We start from the raw sequence: 22,375 nt of genomic DNA, 5'->3' as shown, positions 1-22,375 counted from the left end.
AGGAACGGCGATGAAAGTGGTCATATGCGGCGCCGGACAGGTCGGCTACGGCATTGCCGAGCGCCTGTCACAGGAAGACAACGATGTCTCGGTGATTGACACATCCGCCGCACTGATCGCCCATATCACCGAAACCCTGGATGTGCGCGGCTATGTCGGCCACGGTGCGCATCCGGACGTTTTGGCGAGAGCCGGTGCCGATCAGGCTGACATGATTATCGCGGTGACGCTTTTCGACGAGGTCAACATCGTGGCCTGCGAGGTCGCGCATGCGATCTTCAACGTGCCGACCAAGGTCGCCCGCATTCGCGCGCAGAACTACCTCGCACCGGAATATTCGGATCTCTTTTCGCGGGAGAACGTCCCGATCGACGTGACAATTTCGCCGGAGATCGAGGTGGGGCGTCTTGTGCTTCGGCGGATTTCCTTTCCGGGCGCGACCGACGTGGTCCGCTTCGCCGATGACCGCATTGCGATGATCGCGATCGAGTGCATGGAAGACTGCCCGGTGGTGGACACGCCATTGCAGCAGCTGAGCGAGCTTTTTCCGGATCTTCTGGCGACCGTTACGGGCATCTTCCGGGACGGAAAACTCATCGTCCCCCACTCCTCCGATCAATTGCAGACGGGCGATCTTGCCTATGTCGTCTGCGATCGGGATCACACGCGCCGTACGCTGGGGCTCTTCGGACATGAGGAGCAGGAGGCGCGGCGGATCATCATCATGGGCGGCGGCAATATCGGCTATTTCGTCGCGCGCACGATCGAGCAGCAGCAGCCCCGCATGCGGGTCAAGCTGATCGAAAACGACCGCGATCGGGCCGTACTGATGGCCGACAAGCTGAACAACACCGTTGTGCTGAACGGCTCGGCCATGGACCAGCGGATCCTGATGCAGGCCGATGTTCAGGAGGCCGATCTCGTGGTCGCGCTCACGAACAACGATCAGATCAATATCCTCGGCAGCATGATGGCGAAGCGCCTGGGCGCGAAGTCCACGCTGGTGCTGATCAACGAGCCAGCCTACCAGGATTTCGCGGGCACGGCCGGTGTCGATGCGCATATCAACCCGCGGGCCGTGACCATCTCCCGTGTCCTGCAGCACGTCAGGAAAGGCCGCATCCGATCGATCTATGCGGTGCAGAGCGGCATGGCGGAGGTGATCGAGGCCGAGGCGCTCGAGACGTCGCCACTGGTCGGCAAGGCTCTGCGCGAGCTCGAATTGCCGGAGGGCATCCGCATTGGCGCGCTCTACCGCGACAAGGCTTTCATTCGCCCTGACGGCAATACGAGGATAAAGGCGAAGGATCGCGTCGTTCTTTTTGCAGCCGCCGACGCGGTGCGCCACGTCGAACAGCTTTTCCGAGTCAGCATCCAATATTTCTGAGGTCTCGTCCCCAATGCCGAGAATTGCCTATGTCAACGGCTCTTACGTGCCGCATTCCGAAGCCGCCGTTCACGTCGAAGACCGCGGCTACCAGTTCGCGGACGGTGTCTACGAGGTTTGCGAGGTTCGGCACGGCTTTATCGTGGATCTCAACCGGCATTTGGACCGTCTCGACCGATCCTTAAGGGAGCTGCGGATCGGCTGGCCGATGAGCCGCGCGGCGTTGATCCAGGTCATTCGCGAGGTACTGCGCAGGAATCGGGTGCACAACGGGCTTTTCTATCTGCAGGTGACGCGCGGCGTGGCGCGCCGCGACCACGTCTTCCCGACAAAGGAGACGCCGCCGTCGCTCGTCGTCACGGCCAAGCGGACGGATGCCGCCGCAATAGCGAAGAAGAATGCCGAAGGGATCGCGGCGATAACGGTGCCGGAAAATCGTTGGGATCGGGTCGACATCAAGTCGGTCGGTCTTCTGCCGAACGTGCTTGCACGCCAGAAGGCAAAGGAGCTCGGCGCTCAGGAAGCGATCTTCGTCGATACCGACGGCCTCGTTAAAGAGGGGGCGGCAACGAATGTCTGGATCGTCGATCGAGACGGCACCCTACGCACCCGCCCCGCGGAGCATGGTATCCTGCGGGGCATAACGCGGACCACGTTGATGGACGTCGCCGGGCCCCTTGGCCTGAGGGTCGAGGAGAAGCCATTCTCGGTGGAGGAGATGCTGGCGGCGCGCGAAGTGTTTGTTACAGCGGCGACCAGCATCTGCTTTCCCATCGTTTCCATCGACGGAAAGGCGATCGGCAATGGCCACCCAGGAAGCATAGCACAGAATATTCGCGAAGCCTTTTTCGACATTGCGGAAAAGACATTGATTTGATACCAAACTTGGAGAGGCGTCGGGGACGGATACTGTGACGCTTCGGAACGCAGAATTTGACAAAATGCACCGGCGTCAAAAAGGCCGGCAAATAAGAAAGAAGCGGCGCGATGGCGGAACGTTCTCAAAACTTGCAGGATCTCTTTCTCAATACGGTCCGCAAGCAAAAGATTTCATTGACCATTTTCCTGATCAACGGCGTCAAGCTGACGGGTGTGGTCACATCTTTTGACAATTTCTGTGTATTGCTGCGCCGTGACGGCCACTCTCAGCTCGTCTACAAGCACGCCATCTCGACGATCATGCCGGGTCAGCCCTTGCAGATGTTCGAGAATGAGGAAGCCGCATCCTGACGGGACGTGAGGAACATTACCAAGCGTGATTCAAAATCGTCGTCGATCATCCCGGAGCTCGAACGGCTCCGCGATGACATGCGCGCGGTCGTCGTCGTTCCGGTTTTGAAGAAGACGGGGAAGGCAGCGGCCGAGATCCTGTCTGCGCCAGCGACGCGCTCCGACGAAAGTCGTCTGGAAGAGGCAATGGGCCTCGCGCTTGCCATCGATCTCGACGTCGTGCACGGAACGATCGTTCCGGTCGCCCAGCCGAAGCCGGGCACGTTGCTTGGCAGTGGCAAGATCGAGGAGATCGGCCACATCCTGAACGAAAAGGATGCCGGGCTGGTGATCGTCGATCATCCACTGACGCCGGTGCAACAGCGCAACCTCGAGAAAGAATGGAACGCCAAGGTCATCGACCGGACGGGCCTCATTCTGGAAATCTTCGGGCGGCGCGCCTCCACCAAGGAAGGCACGCTTCAGGTCGATCTCGCGCATCTCAACTATCAGAAGGGCCGACTGGTCAGAAGCTGGACACACCTCGAACGCCAGCGCGGCGGTGCGGGCTTCATGGGCGGTCCCGGTGAGACGCAGATCGAGGCTGACCGTCGCCTGCTGCAGGAAAAGATCGTTCGGCTGGAACGCGAATTGGAGCAGGTGCGGCGCACCCGGCAACTTCATCGTTCGAAGCGCAGGAAGGTGCCGCACCCGATCGTGGCCCTGGTCGGCTACACGAACGCCGGCAAGTCGACGCTCTTCAATCGGATGACCGGCGCGGGCGTGCTGGCCGAGGACATGCTTTTCGCGACGCTTGATCCGACGCTCAGGCGTCTGAAGTTGCCGCATGGGCGTATGGTCATTCTGTCCGATACGGTCGGTTTCATCTCCGATCTGCCGACCCACCTTGTCGCGGCCTTCCGGGCGACGCTTGAAGAAGTGCTCGAAGCGGACCTGATTCTGCACGTGCGCGACCTTTCCGATCCGGACAACCAGGCACAGGCGAGCGACGTATTGCGCATCCTTGCCGATCTCGGCATTGACGAGAAGGAAGGCGCCGAGCGGATCGTCGAGGTCTGGAACAAGATCGACAAGCTCGAACCGGAGGTGCGCGAGGCGCTCGTGAAAAAGGCGGCAAGCACGCCGAATACGGTCGCCGCTTCTGCTGTGACCGGCGAGGGCGTCGATCACCTGCTCGCCGAGATCGGCCGCCGTCTTTCGGGCGTCTTGACCGAGTGCACGGTCGTTCTCGGCCTCGACCAGTTGCAGCTGTTGCCCTGGGTCTACGAGCACTCGATCGTCGATGGCCGAGAAGACCTTGAAGACGGAAGGGTAAGCCTGGACCTGCGCCTGACCGAGGGCGAGGCTGCAGAGCTTGAACGGCGGCTTGGCAACGGACCGAAACCGGTCGAAGAGGATTGGTAACGCGGCTGACGCTACGGCATCCCGCTACGTCAGCTGTCGCTCGATCGCCTTTGCGGCTTGCCAGAGTTCTTCCATGCGCTCCAGAGAAGCGGCGTCGAGCGTCTCGCCGCCTGCTTCCAGCTCCTGTTCGATATGGCCGAAGCGGCGGCGGAACTTGGTGTTGGTGCCGCGGAGCGCCATTTCCGGGTCGGTGCCGACATGACGGCCGATATTGACGACGGCGAAGATCAGGTCACCAAGCTCGTCGGCAACCTTTCGCTGGTCTCCGTCCTTGAGCGCCTGCCTCAGTTCGGTGATCTCCTCCTCGATCTTGTCGAGGATCGGCTCGGGCTTCGACCAGTCGAAGCCGACCTTTGCCGCGCGTTCCTGCAGCTTGAGCGCTTCGACCAGGGCCGGGAAGCTGCGTTGCACGGACCCGAGGTGGCCGGCATCGGCATCCTGCAGTAGACCACGCCGCATACGGCGTTGCCGCCGGTCCGCCTTTTCCGCGCGCTTGATCTCGTCCCATTGCAGTTTGACGGCCTCGGGCGTATCGGCGTCGGAACGGGCGAAAACGTGCGGATGGCGACGGATCATCTTGCGGGTCACGGCTTCGACGACATCGCCGAAGGAGAATTCACCGGCTTCTTCCGCCATGCGGGCGTGAAAGACCACCTGGAGCAGAAGGTCGCCGAGCTCGTCGCAGAGATCGTCCATGTCATGGCGCTCGATCGCGTCGGCGACCTCGTAGGCCTCTTCGATCGTGTAGGGTTTTATCGTCTCGAAGGTCTGGACGATGTCCCAGGGGCAGCCCGTGTCCGGCTGGCGGAGCGCCGCCATTATGTCGAGCAGGCGTCGAATGTCGCGAGAAGGTTCCATGGCTCAGTTCAGGGGTATGGCGTTCTGGTCCTTGCCGGCCTGATAGTCCTCAGACAGGCGGTGATAGCGCGCGCGGATACGAGCGTCCTGCGCGGCGAGTCTTTCCTTTGTCTGTTGGTCGGCGTCGCGCGTCAGTGCCGCTATCGAGGCCGATTTCCAGAAGGCGTTTTCCTGTGCATAGCCGCCCGGCTCCAGCCGGAAGACTTCCTTCAGGATCTTCAGGTCGTGCGGAATCGAGAAGCTGTCGCGCGAATCCTCATGGCTGAAGAAATAGTAGAAATTGTCGAACCCCGCCCAGGTGATCGCTGAGAGGCACATGGAGCAGGGCTCATGCGTCGAGAGAAAGATCAGCTCCCGCGTATCGGGCTTGTCGGCCATCTCGTAAAAACGCTTGAGCGTGTGGACCTCGCCGTGCCACAGCGGATTTTCCGTCTCGTTGTTGGTTTCGGCAAGCACCAGCGAAAGATCGGACTTGCGCAGGATTGCCGCGCCGAACACCTTGTTGCCGGCAGCAACACCCTTTTCGGTCAGCGGAAGGATATCTTTTTCGATTACCGTCAAGAGGCGTTCGGCCAATTCCGACTGTTTCATCTTCTGTGCTTCCTACGAATGTCGCCGGCATTTAACGGAGGTCGGCCCTCCGGCGCAATGGCCGAGCCAGGCCCGCAGCGCCCGCGTGTCGCCGGAGATATTTACTCAAAATGGCTAACTGTCGAGCAAAACAATACGTGGCCGGAAAAGCATTGAAATTTCTGTTTCTTCAATTGTTACCGGCTATGGGGGATATTCGCCGCAGCCTGTAGAAGGAGTCGTTCTCTCAGTGATGTCGCAGCAACTGTCCTTTTTTCCGACATTCTTTAGCGTCGCGCAGAAGCGCGTGGCGGTGTTCGGCAATGGGGACGAGGCCTTCGCCAAGGTGCGACTGCTGTTGAACACCGAGGCGCGTATCGCCGTTTACGCGTATGCGCCTGAGGCAGCCTTCGAGACATTCCTCACGACCAACCGCCTCGAGATCATCCGGGAAACCTTCGCTGCGCATCAGGTTGAGGGCGCCGTCCTGGTGTTTGCTGCGACTGGCGATGCATCGGTCGATCGGGCGATCGTTGCCGCCGCGCGGGACCGAAAGATCCCCGCAAATGCCGTTGATCAGCCGGATTATTGCGATTTCCTGACGCCGGCACTCGTCAACAGGGCTCCGGTCGCCGTGGCGATCGGAACCGAAGGGGCCGGACCCGTTCTGGCGCAGATGATCCGCGCCCAGATCGACCAATTGCTTTCCCCGTCGCTCGGCATCGTCGCGTCTTTGGCCGCGAGCTATCGTGATGCGGTCGAGCGACTTGTGCCGCGCGGTGTTGCGCGCCGCGTGTTCTGGCGACGGTTCTTTTCTGGGCCGGTTGCCGATCACGTTGCGCTTGGCGATGTCGCCTCGGCGCGCCGCGAAGCGTCGCGGCTGCTCGAGGGCGCGGATCGCATTCCCGGTCACGTCTGGCTGGTTGGCGCCGGTCCGGGTGCGGAGGACCTGCTGACACTTCGCGCGCAGCGGGTGATGATGGAAGCCGATGCGATCGTTTACGATGCGCTCGTGCCGCAGGCGATCGTCGATATGGGGCGCCGCGATGCCGAGCGCCTTTCGGTCGGCAAGCGCAAGGGTTGCCACACCAAGTCGCAGGACGAAATCAATCAGTTGCTGGTCGAGCTTGCAGGCGAAGGCAAACGCGTCGTTCGGCTGAAATCCGGCGATCCGCTGATCTTCGGTCGAGCCGGCGAGGAAATGGCTGCCCTGCGGGATGCCGGTATCAGCTATGAGATCGTCCCCGGAATCACCTCCGCATTTGCGGCAGCGGCAGACTTCGAGTTGCCGTTGACCCTGCGTGGCGTCGCGTCGTCGCTGGTATTCACGACCGGCCATGACCTTGCCGGTGATGTGCTGCCCGACTGGGCGCGCCTTGCCGTCTCGGGTGCGACGATTGCGGTTTATATGGGCCGCAGTGTCGCCGCTTCGGTTGCCGGGCGGCTGATGAAGGCGGGCCTGCCCCAGGAGACGACTGTAGCCGTGGTCGAGAACGCCAGCCGCCCCGAACGGCGGCTCCTGCACGGGATTCTTCGCGACCTGCCGGACCTTGAGACCCGCACGGAGCTCGAAGGTCCGGTCATGGTGATCATTGGCGACGCGGTTGCAGGTGCGAATTTCGGCCGGTCGGAACCGCTTGCTGCCGGGAGACGGCACGGCACCGAGGCCAGGGATGCCTCCGGCGCGCAACGCGCTGAACAGATTTGAAGTGAGGATGACGCGAATGGTGGACAAGGTCTTGACGGCAAACCGACTGGGGGATGGCATATCCGTCTGGCTCGACGCCTCCGGCAATTGGGTGGAGTCGCTGCAGGACGCCTTCGTCGCCCGCCATGCCGAGGCTGTCGCGGCGCTTGAAGCGACTGGAAAGCGCGCTTTCGACGAGAATAAAGTCGTAGACGTCAACGTTATCGACGTCGAGGAAGTCGATGGCGTACTTCGCCCGCTGCGCATGCGCGAGCGCATCCGCGCCGAAGGCCCGTCGATCGCCTATGCTCCGGGATATCGTGGGCTTTCCGGCCCGAAAGTTGCTGCCTGAGGACCTGAGACCCTATGTACCGTTACGACGAATTCGATCACACCTTCGTTTCTGCACGCGTCGAGCAGTTCCGCGACCAGGTCCAGCGGCGGCTGTCCGGTGAACTGGCCGAGGACGCCTTCAAGCCGCTGCGCCTGATGAACGGCGTCTATTTGCAACTGCATGCCTACATGCTCCGTGTTGCCATTCCTTATGGCACGCTGTCGAGCCGGCAGATGCGGATGCTTGCCCATGTCGCCCGCAAATATGACCGCGGTTATGGTCATTTCACCACGCGCCAGAACATCCAGTATAACTGGCCGCGTCTTTCGGACACGCCGGACATCCTCAAGGAACTGGCAAGTGTTGAAATGCACTCGCTGCAGACCTCAGGCAACTGCATTCGCAACGTGACGGCGGATCATTTCTCCGGCGCGGCGGCCGACGAAGTCGCCGACCCGCGCCCCTACGCCGAGATTCTCCGCCAGTGGTCGAGTGTGCACCCGGAATTCTCGTTCCTGCCGCGCAAGTTCAAGATCGCCGTGACCGGCGCCGAGCGCGACCGTGCGGCGATCCAGGTGCATGATATCGGCTTGCACCTGAAAAAGGACGAGCAGGGTAGGTTGGGCTTTGCCGTCTATGTGGGCGGCGGGCAGGGCAGGACCCCGATGATCGCCAAGAAGATCCGCGACTTCCTGCCGGAAGAGGACTTGCTCTCCTACACCACGGCGATCATGCGCGTTTACAACCTCTATGGCCGTCGCGACAACAAATATAAGGCGCGCATCAAGATTCTGGTGCATGAAACCGGTGCCGAAGAGCTTGCTCGACAGGTGGAGATCGAGTTCGCCAAGCTCAAGGACACTGAGCTGAAGCTGCCGGATGCCGATATCCAAGCGATTTCTGCCTATTTTGCGCCGGCAGCCTTGCCGAACCGCGCGGAAGGCTGGGGTACGCTCGCCGGCTGGAAGAAGGCCGACGCAGAGTTTGCGCGTTGGGTTCAACAGAACGTGCAGCCGCACAAGCATCCGGACTACGGCATGGTGACCATTTCGCTGAAGCCGATCGGCGGCATTCCGGGTGATGCGAGCCACGAGCAGATGGATGCGGTTGCGGACATTGCCGAGGAATACGCCTTCGACGAAATCCGCGTCAGCCACGAGCAGAACCTGATCCTGCCGCATGTGGCGCTCGCCGACTTGGAGCCGGTCTACCGTGCACTGGTAGCGGCAGGCCTCGCGACGGCCAATGCCGGGCTGATCACCGATATCATTGCCTGCCCGGGACTCGACTATTGCGCGCTCGCCAATGCGCGTTCGATCCCGGTCGCCCAGGAGATTTCGAACCGTTTCGGCTCGCCCGAGCGGCAGGCCGAGATCGGAGATCTCAAGATCAAGATCTCCGGCTGCATCAATGCCTGCGGACACCATCACGTTGGCCATATCGGCCTTCTGGGCGTGGAGAAAAAGGGCGAGGAGCTCTACCAGATCACGCTTGGCGGCTCCGGAGACGAGAACACGTCGATCGGGGAAATCATCGGCCGCGGTTTCGAGCCGGAAAAAGTCACCGATGCGGTAGAAACAATCGTCGATACCTATCTTGGCCTGCGCCGGGACAAGACGGAGACCTTCCTGGAGGCTTATCGCCGGGTTGGGCCGCAGCCGTTCAAGGATGCGCTCTATGGTGGCAGTGCTCAGGAAGCCGCTTGAGGCAGGGACGAGAAGATGACGAAAATTTGGAAAGAAACCGGCTTTGTGAGCGATGATCCCTGGATCGTCGAAACGGAAGAAACCAAGGCCGGGTCAAACGAAAAGGCGATACTCGGCCTGGACGCCTTCATCGACGAGGTCGCCACAGGCGACGCGCGTGAACTGGGCGTACTGATCGCGCCCGCCGATGACGTCACGCGGTTGGCGCCTTACCTCGATCGGATCGCGCTCGTTGCCGTGGTGTTTCCAGCCTTCAATGACGGTCGCGCCTTCAGCCACGCGTCGCTGCTTCGTTCGCAGCTAGGCTTCGAAGGGGAGGTCCGGGCGGTCGGAGATGTCCTGATCGACCAGATCCCGCTGATGCTGCGTTGTGGTATCGGGAGCTTCGCGGTGACGAATGCGACGGCGATCAAGCGGCTCTCGGAAGGGCGTTTGCCGGGCATCACCAATCACTATCAGCCGACTGCCAGGCCATCTTCGGATGCCAAATCCTACAGTTGGCGGCGTGTCTCCTGAAAAATACGCAGCCGCGACAGTGTGAAGCACGCCGAAATCCTCGAAAGCGACTATATTTGGAAGGGATTTCCTTTCAATCGAGTGCGCCTTGGAATATCCGCTCGTACTTGATAGACAGGGTCACATTATAGGACTGTAGCCACGATGAATGCTCCGGCAAAAACGGAAGATTTCGCGATCCAGGCACCGGCAGGTGTCTTTGTCGAGACGGTCACGAGTGTTACGCACTATACGGACCGGCTCTTCCGTTTCCGTATGACGCGTCCCCAGGAGTTCCGTTTCCGCTCCGGTGAATTCGCAATGATCGGCCTCATGGTCGGTGACAAGCCAGTCTATCGCGCCTATTCGATTGCGAGCCCGGCGTGGGACGAAGAGCTTGAGTTTTTCTCGATCAAGGTTCCGGACGGTCCGCTGACGTCGCATCTGCAGAAGATCAAGCCGGGCGACCAGGTCCTCATGCGCAAGAAGCCGACCGGCACACTGGTGCTCGATGCGCTGGTGCCGGGCCGCAGGCTTTACATGTTCTCGACCGGTACCGGCATTGCCCCCTTCGCGAGCCTCATCCGCGACCCGGAAACCTACGAGAAGTTCGAGGAAGTCATTCTTACGCATACCTGCCGTGACGTGGCGGAGCTGAAGTACGGCTTCGACCTCATGGACGAGATCCGTAACCACGAGTTCCTGAACGAGATTGTTGGCGACAAGCTTCGCCACTATGCGACGGTGACGCGCGAAGACTATCCGTTCAAGGGCCGCATCACCGACCTGATGACCAACGGCAAGTTCTTCGCGGATCTGGGGCTGCCGCCGCTTGACCCGGCGATCGATCGCGGCATGATCTGCGGTTCCACGGCAATGCTGAAGGACACCAAGGAAATTCTGGAAGCTGCCGGCTTGACTGAAGGCGCGAACAACAAGCCTGCCGAATTCGTCATCGAGCGCGCATTCGTCGGCTGACGTCGCGGCTGCCAAGATATCGGTATCAACAGAGAGGCGCGTCTCCAGATGCGCCTCTCTTCGTTTGTGCCTTGGGTTGCCACGTCCGTGGGAGCGACGCGCTCCAGAGATGATCTGAAGCTGCTGTCAGCGCGTGATACCGGGTGCTTTCGCATGGATCAACTCAGTCGGCGCCGCACAGCCGGGCGGCGCGTCTTATCGGAAGCGCAAAGGTTCGCTGTGGCACTTTGGATTGCAGTAGGTCTTCGGCCAGCATATGCGGCGACTGAAGATCGGCGGCCCGTTGTCGAAGGTTTGAGCCGTCGACGACATCAAGCCTCCGCCAGATAAGCCATCAATCCGGACATGGCAGTGGCGGCGCCTTCGCCGTCTCCCGCCTGAATCGCACGCATCACCCCGACGTGGCGCTCCACCGATGCCTTCATTTTTTCCGGCGTCGCCGACGCAAACCATATGCGGCGCGCGTGGGTCTGCAACGGCGCAAGCGCTGCCGTCAGGAAGCGGTTCGGACAGGCGTCTTCCATGATCTCGTCGAACATCTTGTCGGCGACGAGGAAACCCTCCATGTCGCCTCGATCCGAACACGTCGTCATCGCCTGCTCACAGCCGTTGATCGCCTGCCGGATCTCGGGGAACGCGTTCTGTGCCACGAGGGCGGCCGCCAGCGGCTCCAGCCGTTGGCGCGTCTGCATCACATGGGCGCGATCCTCCGGCCGGATCGTCGTGATCTGCAGTCCCACGCGAGCACGAATGTCGATGAGTCCCTGCCAGGCAAGTTTCTGGATCGCTTCTCGAACCGGCGTGCGGCCACGTTCGGCGAGTTCGATGAGTTGGCGTTCGGTAACGAGTGATCCGGGCTCGAGCTTCAGCGTGATGATGAGGCGTTCGAGCGCGAGATAGGCGAGGTGGGCCTGGGACTGGACTGGCATAAGTATCCCGCTAGTGCTGATATATCAGACATTGGCAGAGATTCGAAATAGCAGCAAGAGGGCTGATATATCAGCATCAAGGAGGCCTGCGGCGTCAGTATCTGGTAGTAACCGAAGGCGAGTTCGGCAAAGCCGGACTGGAGCGCTGCTGTTCGAGGCCCACGCCAACTCACGGTGATGCTGAAACGAGAACGGCCCGCCAGCAACTGGCGGGCCGTTCTCGTTCGGCTTCATGACACTGATATCAGTGCAGGATCTGGCTGAGGAACAGTTTCGTGCGCTCGTGCTGCGGATGGTCGAAGAATTCGGCCGGCGAATTCTGTTCGACGATCTGGCCTTGGTCCATGAAGATCACGCGGTTGGCGACCTGACGCGCGAACCCCATTTCATGCGTCACGCACAGCATCGTCATGCCTTCCTCGGCGAGACCGACCATCGTATCCAGCACTTCCTTGATCATTTCCGGGTCGAGCGCGGAAGTCGGCTCGTCGAACAGCATGATCTTCGGATTCATGCACAGCGAACGGGCAATCGCGACGCGCTGCTGCTGGCCGCCCGAAAGCTGGCCCGGATATTTATGGGCCTGCTCGGGAATCTTGACGCGTCTGAGGAAATGCATCGCGATTTCCTCGGCCTGCTTCTTCGGCATCTTACGCACCCAGATCGGCGCCAGCGTGCAGTTTTCAAGGATCGTCAGATGCGGAAAAAGGTTGAAGTGCTGGAAGACCATGCCGACTTCGCGGCGCACTTCATCGATCTTTTTCAGATCGTTGGTGAGTTCGATTCCATCAACTACGATCTTGCCCTTCTGGTGCTCTTCGAGGCGATTGATGCAGCGAATCATCGTCGATTTGCCGGAGCCCGACGGGCCGGCAATGACGATACGCTCGCCGCGCATCACCTTGAGATTGATGTCGCGCAGCACGTGGAAATCACCGTACCACTTGTTCATATTGGTGATTTCGATCGCGACGTCCGTGCTGGACACGGTCATCTTCGATGCAGTGGCAGTGTTTGCCATATGTTTCCCCTTTTTATCGTTGGCTTCTGTCGAGCACGCGTTCCATAAAGCCTGAATAGCGCGACATGCCGAAGCAGAAAAGCCAGAATACGAATCCCGCAAAAATCAGGCCGCTCACCGGCGTGACCGCGGAAGCCCAGTTCGTGTCGCTGAAGTTCAGGCGGACGATACCAAGCAAATCGAACATGCCTATGATCGAGACGAGGGACGTGTCCTTGAACAGGCCGATGAAGGTGTTGACGATCCCCGGGATCACCAACTTCAACGACTGTGGCAGGACGATGAGGTTCATCTTTTGCCAGTAGCTGAGGCCCAGCGAATCGGCGCCTTCATACTGCCCCTTCGGAATGGCCTGCAATCCGCCGCGCACGACCTCCGCCATGTAGGCGGAAGCAAAGAGCGACACGCCAATCAAGGCGCGCAGGAATTTGTCGAAAGTGACGCCCTGCGGCAGGAAAAGCGGCAGCATCACGCTTGCCATGAACAACACCGTGATCAGCGGAATGCCGCGAACGATCTCGATGAAGACCGTGCAGAGCATCTTTATCACTGGCATGTCCGACCGACGTCCGAGAGCAAGCAGAATGCCGAGCGGCAGCGAGACTGCTATTCCCACGAAGGAGAGAGCCAGTGTGACCAGGAGGCCGCCCCACAGCGGGGTTTCGACATAGGTGAGGCCGAACCAGCCGCCCGGCAGCAGGATCGTCGCGATGATCGGCAGAGCGACCAGCATCAGAACGGCGTTCAACCCCTTGTATGGCACCTTGGGCATCAACATCGGCACGAGGAACAGTACGAAGAGGATGCCGACGAGCGCGGGGCGCCAGCGTTCGTCCATCGGATAGCGCCCGAAGAGAAATTGGCTGAATTTCGCGTTGACGAAGGCCCAGCAGGCGCCGCTCCATCCATCCGGCTGTGAGCCGCCCTGTGCGACCGTCGCGCAGACGCCACGGCCGCCGCCTGTCCAAGCGGCGTCGATGAAAAGCCACTGTATTGCAGGCGGCACAAGCCAGGCCAACACCAGCAGGCTGATGATGGTAAGTGCCGTGTCCTTCGGCGTGGCGAAGAGATTCTTCCTGAGCCAGAAGACGATGCCGCTTTCCAATATCGGGGCAGGTGAAGCCTCGACCATCGACGCGCGAACGAAACTTGCTTCGTGTGTGGTCATGATCTTACCTCTCCACCAGCGCCATGTGGGCGTTGTACCAGTTCATGAACAGCGAGGTCGCAAGGCTCAAGCTGAGATAGACGATGAGCCAGATGCTGACCACTTCGATGGCCTGCCCGGTCTGGTTGAGGATGGTACCGCCGACAGCAACGAGGTCGGCGTAGCCGATGGCAATTGCCAGCGACGAGTTCTTGGTGAGGTTGAGATATTGGCTGGTCAGCGGTGGAATGATGATTCGCATCGCTTGCGGCACGACGACCAGTCGCGTGGTCAGCCGCGGGCGGATGCCAAGCGCGTGGGCCGCTTCGGTCTGCCCCTTTGAAACGCCGCGGATACCTGCGCGAACGATCTCCGCGATGAAGGCAGCGGTGTAGAACGAAAGCGCGAGGTAGAGCGACATAAACTCAGGCCCGACGACCGAACCACCCGTAAGATTGAACTTGCCGGCAATCGGGACGTCGAAGGTGAGCGGTGCGCCGGTGGCGAGGAATGTGATCAGCGGCAGGCCGATGAGCAATCCCAGCGCCGTCCACAACACCGGAAAGCGCTGGCCGGTTGCCGCCTGTCGCCGGTTGGCATACCGCGCGACGAGAAAGCTCGCGGCGGCGGCAATAAGGAACGCGAGAATCGTATATTCGGCCCCTTCTCCGAAGATGGGCCTCGGGAAGGCAACGCCGCGATTGCTCACGAAAACATTGAAGGGCAGGGCCAGCGCTTCGCGCGCCTGCGGCAACACTGCCAGAACGCCGCTGTACCAGAAGAAGATGACGAGCAACGGAGGGATGTTGCGGAACACCTCGACATAGGCCAGCGACAATTTGGCGATGATCCAGTTGTGCGAAAGTCGCCCGATGCCGACGAGGAAGCCGATGATCGTGGCCGTGACGATGCCGGTGATCGCGACGACCAGCGTATTGACGAAGCCGACGACGAGTGCGCGGCCATAGCTCGAATCACTGGTGAAGGCGATCAGCGATTGGCCGACGTCGAAGCCTGCTCGGCTTCTCAAGAAACCATAACCCGATGCGATATTCGCGCGCCGAAGGTTCTCAATCGTGTTGTCTACGATCCAGTAAATGAGGACCGCGAGGATGATGATGGTGATCGCCTGATAGAATATTCCGCGCACCTGAGGATCGTTGATGATCGATCCCGAGGATTTGCTTTTTTCAGGCGCATTCGTGACGCCAATGGCCATACAATGCCTCTTTCCCCGATCCGCCCTTTCCGGGCGTTTTTTATTGTTGGAAAGGAGGAGCGGGGCATCCCCGCTCCTCCTGCATGTTTCTTAAAATCGTAGCCGATTTTAAGAACAAAAACATGCAGCAATTCAAAGTGCTACCGCGTCTTTTGCGCGTCTCGCAAGACGCGGCGCTGTAGGTCACAATCAGCGGATCGGCGGAGCGTACTGGATGCCGCCCTTGTTCCAGAGGGCATTCAGACCGCGCTCGATCTTCAGCGGGCTGCCGGCGCCGATGTTGCGATCGAAGACTTCGCCGTAATTGCCAACCGCCTTGATGATGTTGACTGCCCATTCATTGGTCAGGCCAAGGTCGGTGCCGATCTTGCTATCGGCCTCGACACCGAGGAAGCGCTGCACGTCAGGGTTGGTCGACTTCTTCATCTCTTCGACGTTCGCCTGGGTGATGCCGAATTCTTCGGCCTGGATCATCGCATAGTGCGTCCAACTGACGATATCGAACCACTGATCGTCGCCCTGACGAACCGCCGGAGCGAGGGGCTCCTTGGAGATGATCTCCGGCAGGATCATGTGATCGTCCGGCTTCGACAGGGTAAGCCGCAGCGCATAAAGTCCCGACTGGTCGGTGGTGTAGACGTCGCAACGGCCGGCGTCATAGGCAGCGTTCACTTCCTCGAGCTTCTCGAAGACGACGGGATTGTACTGCAGGTTGTTCGACTTGAAGTAGTCGGCGAGGTTCAGTTCCGTCGTCGTACCGGTCTGCACGCAAACGGCGGCGCCGGACAGTTCGAGCGCGGACTTCACATTGAGGCTCTTGCGAACCATGAAGCCCTGGCCGTCATAATAGTTGACCGGGCGGAAGTTGAAGCCGAGCGCCGTATCCCGGTTGATGGACCAGGTCGTGTTGCGAGCCAGAAGGTCGACTTCACCGGACTGCAAAGCCGGGAAGCGTTCCTTGGCGGAAAGTGGTGTGAACTTCACCTTGCTGCCATCGCCGAAGATCGCGGCGGCGAGTGCCTTGCAGTAGTCGACGTCGAAACCAGTCCAGTTGCCGGAAGCGTCGGGGGCTGAGAAGCCGGCGAGACCGGTGTTCACGCCGCACTGGACAAAGCCCTTGGCCTTCACGTCGTCAAGGGTCGCGGCCGATGCCGCATGTGCGCCAATACCCATGACAGCAGCGCCAACCAGAGCTGTCAGAATTCCTCTTGCCATTTTTTGAACCTTTTCGGCTGTTGTTAGTTCCCGTCTGCACCGGTGCGCTCGGTAAGCGCGTGCAGCCTCCGCCACCCTCCTGGCGTGAGTGCAATCTATCACATGCTCAAAATCCATAAGGGTCAAGAGACGTTGCCGATTTTCTGATTTTGCATGTGAAAAACCCGAATTTCGCCAGAAGTTTAGGCAGTTTCTTCCCGGAAAATCGGTTTCTTTGAACAAAAAAGCGGCCGGCCCGGCATTTTGCACGACGCCTTACCGCTTCACCCGAATTTTCCCTTGACCCGGCGGGGGCTGCGTTCGATGAGTTGGCGTCGAATTCAAACAGCGGATTTTTCAATGGCAGACAAGATCAGCGCGCTCAAGGAATCGGGCATCAACACCCGTCTGGCGCACACTGGCAACAATCCCTCGGATTTCCACGGTTTCGTCAACCCGCCGGTGGTGCATGCTTCCACCGTGCTGTTTCCCAACGCCAGGACCATGGAAAGCCGGGCGCAGAAATATACCTACGGAACGCGCGGCACGCCGACGACCGATGCGCTTTGCGAAGCGATCAATGAGCTTGAGGGCGCCGCCGGAACGATTCTCGTGCCTTCGGGCCTGGCGGCGGTCACGGTGCCGTTCCTGACCTATCTGTCGGCCGGGGATCACGCGCTCGTCGTTGATTCGGTCTATTTCCCGACGCGGCATTTCTGCGACACGATGCTGAAGCGCCTCGGCGTCACCGTCGAATACTACGACCCGATGATCGGTGCCGGCATTGAAAGCCTGATTCGGCCGAACACGCGCCTGGTGCACACTGAGGCGCCAGGCTCGAATACGTTCGAGATGCAGGACATTCGCGCAATCGCAGCCGCGGCGCACCGCCACGGATGCGTCGTGACGATGGACAACACCTGGGCGACGCCGGTTTATTTCCGCCCGCTCGACCACGGCGTCGATGTCTCGATCCATGCAGCCACGAAGTACCCGTCGGGCCATTCGGACGTGCTGTTCGGAACAGTGTCGGCCAACGTCACCCATTGGCCGGCGCTGACAGAGGCGATGGTCACGCTGGGCGTCTGCGTGTCGCCGGACGACAGCTACCAGATCCTCAGGGGCTTGCGCACGATGGGGATCCGCCTGGAAAGGCATCAGGCGAGTGCGCTGGCGATCGCAGAATGGCTGGAGAGCCGCGACGAGGTCGCCCGCGTGCTGCATCCGGCACTGCCGAGTTTTCCGGGATACGACCTCTGGAAGCGTGACTTCGGCGGGGCGAGCGGGATCTTCTCCTTCGTGCTGAAGGCGGACAGCCCCGAAAGGTTCAGGGCCAAGGCCCATGCCTTCCTCGACGCGCTCTCGCTCTTCGGCCTTGGCTACTCCTGGGGTGGCTTCGAAAGCCTCGCCGTTCACGTCAACCTGTCCGACCGCAAGGTGGCCAAGGCTCCCTCGGAAGGGCCGGTGATCCGGTTGCAGATCGGCCTGGAGGACGTTCCGGATATCCGTCGCGACATCGAAGCGGCTTTCGCCGCCGCCAACGCGGTCTGAAGCCTATTATTCCTAGAGCGGGAACAGTGTGTGCGGTTTCCGCCCACACCCTGCTCTAACCTACTACAATAGATCGCGATGATTTCAGGTCGATCCGACCTAAAGTCATCGTGATCTAAGCGCCGTAGTCGTACAGCCAGTCGAGGTCGGCGGCGAGCGATTCGGGACCCTTGAGTGCAAGGACCAGATCACGCCCGAGACGGACCGGCCCTCGGGCATGATAGGCGAAGCGGTTGAGGGCAGCCCGCTTTCGCACGCGATCGATCCGCGACCTTCGCGCACGATCATATCTGGCAAATGCGGAGGGGACATCCTGGCTTTCGGCGAGGCAGCGCGCGAGTTCCCGGGCATCCTCGATCGCCATCGCGGCGCCCTGGGCCGCAAATGGCGTCATCGCATGGGCTGCGTCGCCGATGAGGATGGTTCGCGTCCTATCGTGCCATGCACCGTCCCCGACGGTGCACAAGGGCCAGTAGGTCGCTGCGGTCGCGCTCGTGAGCAACGCGCGCAGTTTCGGATGCCAACCATCGAAGGCTGCCGCAAGCTCACGCCGTCTCTCCTCGGAATCCTTGCCGATCCACACGCTGTCGCCAGCTTTGCCCTCGACGATCGCCACGAGGTTGAAGCCGCCGACTTCCTTGATCGGATACGCGACGAGATGCGCATTCGGGCCGAGAAAAGCGGTTACACGGTCGTCGGACAGAGGCCCGATCACCTCCGCGCGCGGCACCATCAGGCGCCAGGCGATGTTGCCCGAGAACTGGACGGGTCCGGCGCCCGCGATGGACGTTCTTGTGCGTGACCAGATCCCATCGGCGCCGACGATTACGGATGGGCGTCGTGCCATCGCGCGATCGATCGCTGCTTCCGGGTCGCTTTCGATCCGGGATCCAAGATGAATGCAGCAGCGTGGTTCGGCTGCAACTGCGTCCAACAGGATCTTTTGCAGGCTGGCGCGGTGCAGAACACCATAGGGAGCCGCCCAGCGGTTGCGGGCATAGGAGCCAGCCGGCACGCTTGCAAGCGAGCGCAGCGAGCGGCCGTCGAGAAGAACGACCGAATCCGGCTCGCTCCAGACAGCTTCAAGGGCGGGCAGCAGGCCGAGCTCGATCAGAATGCGTGACGCGTTCGGCGACAATTGCAGCCCGGCGCCCACCTCTTTCAAAGAGTCGGCCTGTTCGAATATTTCCGTCTCGAAACCCTGCCGGGCGAGACAGAGAGCCGTCGTCAGGCCGGCAATGCCGGCCCCGACAATCGCGACCGGATCAACGTTTTGCATCGATCTCGTACCGGCGAACCGCGACGACCTAAGCCGCCTTGCTGGTGAAGAGGCATCCCGGAGGATTTGTCTCCGTTGCCTTCAGTGAAGGGTTGTACCGATAGAGCGTCGAGCAATAGGAGCAGACCTTCTCGTTGTCGTCGCCCATGTCGATGAAGATGTGGGGGTGGTCGAACGGAACGGATGCGCCCGTGCACATGAATTCCTTGACGCCGATTTCGATCGCCTGATGTCCGCCGTCATTTTGAAAATGGGGGATGCTGTGGCCGGCCATGTCATGCTCCGATGAATGCAAGTCTTTGGATTATAAATTTGGCGGCACCATAGTGAGCTTTGCCGCAAATGTGTAGCGGCAAACATGCCGCGCCTGTGGGTTTTTGAAGGGCCGGGGGTTTCAAGCCGTGGCGTTACAACCTAGTTTGCGCCGAAAACAGAACGCCTTTCAGGAAATGAGACATGGATCTGAACCCGCCGCGATTTTCGCACTTCGTGCATGAAGGAATGGAGATCGCCTTTTTCGACGAAGGCGACCCATCGGGAGATCCCGTCCTGCTCATTCACGGTTTCGCTTCGAGCGCCAATGTGAACTGGGTGTATCCCGGCTGGTTGAAGGCACTGGGCGATGCCGGCTACCGGGTTATCGCGCTAGACAATCGCGGCCATGGAAAGAGCAGCAAGCCTTACGATCCTTCGCTCTATCATCCGCAACGGATGGCAGGGGACGCTGCGGCACTTCTGGCGCATCTCGGGATCGGCGCAGCGCATGTCATGGGCTATTCCATGGGCGCGCGCATTTCGGCGTTCCTGGCTTTGGCGCATCCCGATCGCGTGCGCTCGCTCGTGTTCGGCGGCCTCGGTATAGGCATGGTCACCGGGGTCGGAGACTGGGACCCGATTGCCGACGCGCTGCTTGCACCGTCGCTGGAGAGCGTGACGCATCCGCGCGGCCGAATGTTTCGTGCTTTTGCCGATCAGACCAAGAGCGACCGCCAGGCGCTTGCGGCTTGCATTTCCACGTCGCGCGATCTTCTGTCGCCCGAAGAAATGGCCCGCATCGACGTGCCGGTATTGATCGGTGTCGGAACGAAGGACGAAATTGCAGGGTCGGCGCAGGAACTTGCAGCGCTTATGCCGCGGGCAAAAGCGCTCGACATTCCTGGGCGCGACCATATGCTGGCGGTTGGTGACCGGGTGTTCAAGAGGGCCGTGCTCGAATTCCTTGGCGAGGTTGGGTGAGCGTGAAGCCGTTTTACGACTTGTGGCTGAAATGTGGCGCACCCATTTATGTCGACAGGGAATTACCCTATATTCGAACTATTGATCGATCATGAAGGAGAGCGACTATGGTCGCCAAGACGGAACTGCGCCATACGGAATCGTTCAAGGCGATAGACCCGATCTGGGACAGCCTGCGCGAGGAAGCTCGCGTCGCTGCCGAGCGGGATCCGATGTTGGCAGCGTTCCTGTATTCGACTGTCGTCAATCAGCACTCCCTCGAAGAGGCTGTGATTTACCGGATTTGCGAGCGGTTGGATCACCCGGACCTGCAGGCAAACCTGCTCCACCAGACCTTTTCCGAAATGCTTGAGGACTGGCCCGAATGGGGCACGATCCTTCGCGTCGACATCCAGGCGGTCTACGATCGCGACCCGGCGTGCACGCGGTTCATCGAGCCCGTGCTCTATTTCAAGGGGTTCCACGCGATCCAGACGCATCGCCTTGCCCATTGGCTGTGGAAGCGCGGACGGAAGGATTTCGCCTTGTATCTGCAGAGCCGCTCTTCGAGCGTCTATCAGACCGACATCAATCCTGCCGCCCGGATCGGGCGCGGCATCTTCCTTGATCACGCAACCGGGCTGGTGGTCGGCGAAACGGCAACCATCGGTGACAACGTGTCGATCCTGCACGGGGTGACACTTGGCGGCACCGGCAAGGAGGGCAGCGATCGTCATCCGAAGATCGGTGACGGCGTATTGATCGGCGCAGGCGCAAAGATACTCGGCAACATCCACATCGGGCATTGCTCGCGCGTTGCGGCGGGCTCGGTGGTGCTGAAGCCGGTACCTCCTAAGACAACGGTGGCCGGCGTTCCGGCAAAGGTCGTGGGTGAGGCCGGATGTTCCGAGCCGTCGCGCCAGATGGACCAGATCCTGGCCAGCTTCGATATCTGAGCGCCGGTGCGACCGCGTCTCGCAATTCCGGTGATCGGAGGCGATCAGGCGGCATGACGACCTTGCGAGCGGTTTTCCGCTCGCGTTCAGCTTCGCAGAAAATTGGACAGAAATTCAAAACGATAAGGCGACTTCGCAAATCTGAAGGGACGCCCGGCGCGCAAGTGGGTTTACACTTGGTAATTCCGCATGCGAGAAGCGCCGCAAATCAAACATCTACGGAGAGAAGATTTGAAGCCCGAAGAAATCCGAAAGCTTGAAGCCTATTTCAAGCGTACCTTCAACCAGTCGATGGTCGTCAAGGCGCGGCCGAAGAAGGACGAGTCCGCGGAGGTCTATCTCGGCGACGAATTTCTCGGCGTCGTTTTCCGCGACGAAGAGGATGGGGAGCTTTCGTACAATTTCTCGATGGCAATTCTCGACATCGACCTGTGAGATCAAGATCGTTCGGTGATCTTTGACCCGGTTCTGAGCGATCAGGCCGGGTTTTTTCATTAAAAGTCATATTAATGCGCCTGTGCGAAAAAAAATCGCAGGATTAGCCGCCGATTTTCATCAAGTCGTTGCAAGAACAGTGTTTTATTGCATCGCACACAGAACTTGACTTTTTGTGCACCGCACATAAACTGACAAGCAGTTAAGCCGTCTAAAGGAGACACCCCAATGTTTAACTTCGACGATGCCAACAAGAAAAGCAAAGAAGCCATTGACGTTGCTGTCAAAAGCTATTCGGCCCTGACCAAGGGTTTCCAGGCCATTGCGACGGAAGCGGCGGACTATTCGAAGAAGTCCTTCGAAGACGGCATTGCCCATTTCGAAAAGCTCACCAATGCCAAGAGCGTTGAAGCTGCTTTCGAGCTTCAGACCAATTATGTGAAGGCAAGCTACGAAGGCTTTGTGGCCGAGGCAACGAAGATCGGTGAGATGTATGCCGATCTCGCCAAGGATGCCTATAAGCCTTACGAGGCGCCGGTCGCCAAGGCGACCGCAGCAGTCAAGTCTGCCGCCGCGGCCTGACGACAAAGGACCATCGCCATCGCAAGAAGGCCGGTCGCGGTTGCCGCGGCCGGCCTTCTTGCTTTTCGAAAATACTGCCGCTTGTGACCGAAGAAAGTTGATCAATCTTGTGTTTCGCCGTGCGAATATGATTGCAGTGCGTTGGTTCGGCCTTAAAATTCAGAAACGAACCATTAGATAAGACAAGCATGCGGCAGC

General features: G+C 60.1%; 23 protein-coding genes. 14 read left to right on the top strand and 9 right to left on the bottom strand.

All coding sequences use genetic code 11. The features are described from left to right. The first annotated feature begins 10 nt into the window (after positions 1 to 10). The 4 genes from trkA (at position 11) to hflX (ending at position 4,021) form a co-directional block, all read left to right on the top strand. Positions 11 to 1,387 (top strand): Trk system potassium transporter TrkA, encoded by a 1,377-nt coding sequence (gene trkA, locus QN222_RS19615; protein WP_283964372.1) that lies wholly within the window; start codon positions 11 to 13, stop codon positions 1,385 to 1,387. Between the two features lie 13 nt (positions 1,388 to 1,400). Next, a complete protein-coding gene (locus QN222_RS19610; protein ID WP_283964371.1) occupies positions 1,401 to 2,264 on the top strand; it encodes a D-amino-acid transaminase in 864 nt (287 codons plus the stop codon). Positions 2,265 to 2,374: 110 nt separating this feature from the next. Continuing rightward, entirely contained in the window at positions 2,375 to 2,617 is a 243-nt protein-coding gene (gene hfq / locus QN222_RS19605) for an RNA chaperone Hfq (protein WP_003535434.1), read from the top strand. Positions 2,618 to 2,623: 6 nt separating this feature from the next. After that, positions 2,624 to 4,021 (top strand): GTPase HflX, encoded by a 1,398-nt coding sequence (gene hflX, locus QN222_RS19600; protein ID WP_283964370.1) that lies wholly within the window; start codon positions 2,624 to 2,626, stop codon positions 4,019 to 4,021. Between the two features lie 24 nt (positions 4,022 to 4,045). Here the strand turns inward: hflX and mazG are convergent, their stop codons facing one another. Then, complete coding sequence (gene mazG, locus QN222_RS19595) at positions 4,046 to 4,879, bottom strand: nucleoside triphosphate pyrophosphohydrolase (protein ID WP_283964369.1); 834 nt, start codon at positions 4,877 to 4,879, stop codon at positions 4,046 to 4,048. Between the two features lie 3 nt (positions 4,880 to 4,882). Beyond that, positions 4,883 to 5,470 carry a nucleoside deaminase gene (locus tag QN222_RS19590; protein WP_283964368.1) on the bottom strand — a complete coding sequence of 196 codons (588 nt, stop codon included), beginning with the start codon at positions 5,468 to 5,470 and terminating at the stop codon, positions 4,883 to 4,885. Positions 5,471 to 5,702: 232 nt separating this feature from the next. Between QN222_RS19590 and cysG the strand changes: the two genes are divergently transcribed. From cysG to QN222_RS19565, 5 genes are all read left to right on the top strand, one after another. Next, positions 5,703 to 7,157, top strand: a complete 1,455-nt coding sequence (cysG, locus tag QN222_RS19585; protein ID WP_283964367.1) for a siroheme synthase CysG — start codon at positions 5,703 to 5,705, stop codon at positions 7,155 to 7,157. Positions 7,158 to 7,173: 16 nt separating this feature from the next. Then, positions 7,174 to 7,488, top strand: a complete 315-nt coding sequence (locus QN222_RS19580; protein WP_283964366.1) for a DUF2849 domain-containing protein — start codon at positions 7,174 to 7,176, stop codon at positions 7,486 to 7,488. A gap of 14 nt (positions 7,489 to 7,502) precedes the next feature. Further along, positions 7,503 to 9,176 carry a nitrite/sulfite reductase gene (locus QN222_RS19575; RefSeq protein WP_283964365.1) on the top strand — a complete coding sequence of 558 codons (1,674 nt, stop codon included), beginning with the start codon at positions 7,503 to 7,505 and terminating at the stop codon, positions 9,174 to 9,176. Positions 9,177 to 9,191: 15 nt separating this feature from the next. Then, positions 9,192 to 9,692 (top strand): DUF934 domain-containing protein, encoded by a 501-nt coding sequence (locus QN222_RS19570; RefSeq protein WP_283964364.1) that lies wholly within the window; start codon positions 9,192 to 9,194, stop codon positions 9,690 to 9,692. Positions 9,693 to 9,836: 144 nt separating this feature from the next. Further along, the gene (locus tag QN222_RS19565) at positions 9,837 to 10,649 is read left to right on the top strand and encodes a ferredoxin--NADP reductase (protein ID WP_283964363.1); all 813 of its coding nucleotides are present in this window, start codon (positions 9,837 to 9,839) and stop codon (positions 10,647 to 10,649) included. 311 nt (positions 10,650 to 10,960) lie between these two features. Here the strand turns inward: QN222_RS19565 and QN222_RS19560 are convergent, their stop codons facing one another. The 5 genes from QN222_RS19560 to QN222_RS19540 all read right to left on the bottom strand — a co-directional run bounded on the left by QN222_RS19560 (position 10,961) and on the right by QN222_RS19540 (position 16,180). Beyond that, positions 10,961 to 11,578: a GntR family transcriptional regulator gene (locus tag QN222_RS19560; RefSeq protein WP_283964362.1), complete on the bottom strand. Its 618-nt coding sequence runs from the start codon at positions 11,576 to 11,578 to the stop codon at positions 10,961 to 10,963. A gap of 244 nt (positions 11,579 to 11,822) precedes the next feature. Continuing rightward, positions 11,823 to 12,599 (bottom strand): amino acid ABC transporter ATP-binding protein, encoded by a 777-nt coding sequence (locus tag QN222_RS19555; protein ID WP_283964361.1) that lies wholly within the window; start codon positions 12,597 to 12,599, stop codon positions 11,823 to 11,825. 13 nt (positions 12,600 to 12,612) lie between these two features. Then, entirely contained in the window at positions 12,613 to 13,767 is a 1,155-nt protein-coding gene (locus QN222_RS19550) for an amino acid ABC transporter permease (RefSeq protein ID WP_283964360.1), read from the bottom strand. A gap of 4 nt (positions 13,768 to 13,771) precedes the next feature. Beyond that, a complete protein-coding gene (locus QN222_RS19545) occupies positions 13,772 to 14,965 on the bottom strand; it encodes an amino acid ABC transporter permease (protein ID WP_283964359.1) in 1,194 nt (397 codons plus the stop codon). Between the two features lie 189 nt (positions 14,966 to 15,154). Next, positions 15,155 to 16,180 (bottom strand): amino acid ABC transporter substrate-binding protein, encoded by a 1,026-nt coding sequence (locus QN222_RS19540; RefSeq protein WP_283964358.1) that lies wholly within the window; start codon positions 16,178 to 16,180, stop codon positions 15,155 to 15,157. Between the two features lie 339 nt (positions 16,181 to 16,519). Here QN222_RS19540 and QN222_RS19535 point away from each other — a divergent pair, with 339 nt between their 5' ends. Then, on the top strand, positions 16,520 to 17,710 hold the full coding sequence (locus QN222_RS19535) for a cystathionine beta-lyase (RefSeq protein ID WP_283964357.1): 1,191 nt from the start codon (positions 16,520 to 16,522) through the stop codon (positions 17,708 to 17,710). 115 nt (positions 17,711 to 17,825) lie between these two features. On the opposite strand, the gene QN222_RS19530 is transcribed toward QN222_RS19535, so the two are convergent. Together QN222_RS19530 and QN222_RS19525 are read right to left on the bottom strand one after the other, a co-directional pair. Further along, positions 17,826 to 18,989 (bottom strand): FAD-dependent oxidoreductase, encoded by a 1,164-nt coding sequence (locus QN222_RS19530; RefSeq protein ID WP_283964356.1) that lies wholly within the window; start codon positions 18,987 to 18,989, stop codon positions 17,826 to 17,828. Positions 18,990 to 19,017: 28 nt separating this feature from the next. Then, a complete protein-coding gene (locus QN222_RS19525; RefSeq protein WP_180940950.1) occupies positions 19,018 to 19,263 on the bottom strand; it encodes a zinc-finger domain-containing protein in 246 nt (81 codons plus the stop codon). A gap of 182 nt (positions 19,264 to 19,445) precedes the next feature. Between QN222_RS19525 and QN222_RS19520 the strand changes: the two genes are divergently transcribed. The 4 genes from QN222_RS19520 (at position 19,446) to QN222_RS19505 (ending at position 22,177) form a co-directional block, all read left to right on the top strand. After that, entirely contained in the window at positions 19,446 to 20,225 is a 780-nt protein-coding gene (locus tag QN222_RS19520) for an alpha/beta hydrolase (protein ID WP_283964355.1), read from the top strand. 107 nt (positions 20,226 to 20,332) lie between these two features. Beyond that, the gene (gene cysE, locus QN222_RS19515) at positions 20,333 to 21,160 is read left to right on the top strand and encodes a serine O-acetyltransferase (RefSeq protein ID WP_283964354.1); all 828 of its coding nucleotides are present in this window, start codon (positions 20,333 to 20,335) and stop codon (positions 21,158 to 21,160) included. A gap of 231 nt (positions 21,161 to 21,391) precedes the next feature. Beyond that, positions 21,392 to 21,595 carry a DUF3126 family protein gene (locus tag QN222_RS19510; protein WP_034854672.1) on the top strand — a complete coding sequence of 68 codons (204 nt, stop codon included), beginning with the start codon at positions 21,392 to 21,394 and terminating at the stop codon, positions 21,593 to 21,595. Between the two features lie 228 nt (positions 21,596 to 21,823). After that, on the top strand, positions 21,824 to 22,177 hold the full coding sequence (locus tag QN222_RS19505) for a phasin family protein (protein WP_283964353.1): 354 nt from the start codon (positions 21,824 to 21,826) through the stop codon (positions 22,175 to 22,177). Positions 22,178 to 22,375: the final 198 nt, after the last annotated feature.

This window comes from Sinorhizobium sp. 6-70, assembly GCF_030124375.1.
GTDB lineage: Bacteria > Pseudomonadota > Alphaproteobacteria > Rhizobiales > Rhizobiaceae > Sinorhizobium.
Note: the sequence above shows the minus strand (reverse complement) of the source record. Positions and strands in the feature narration are given on the sequence as shown.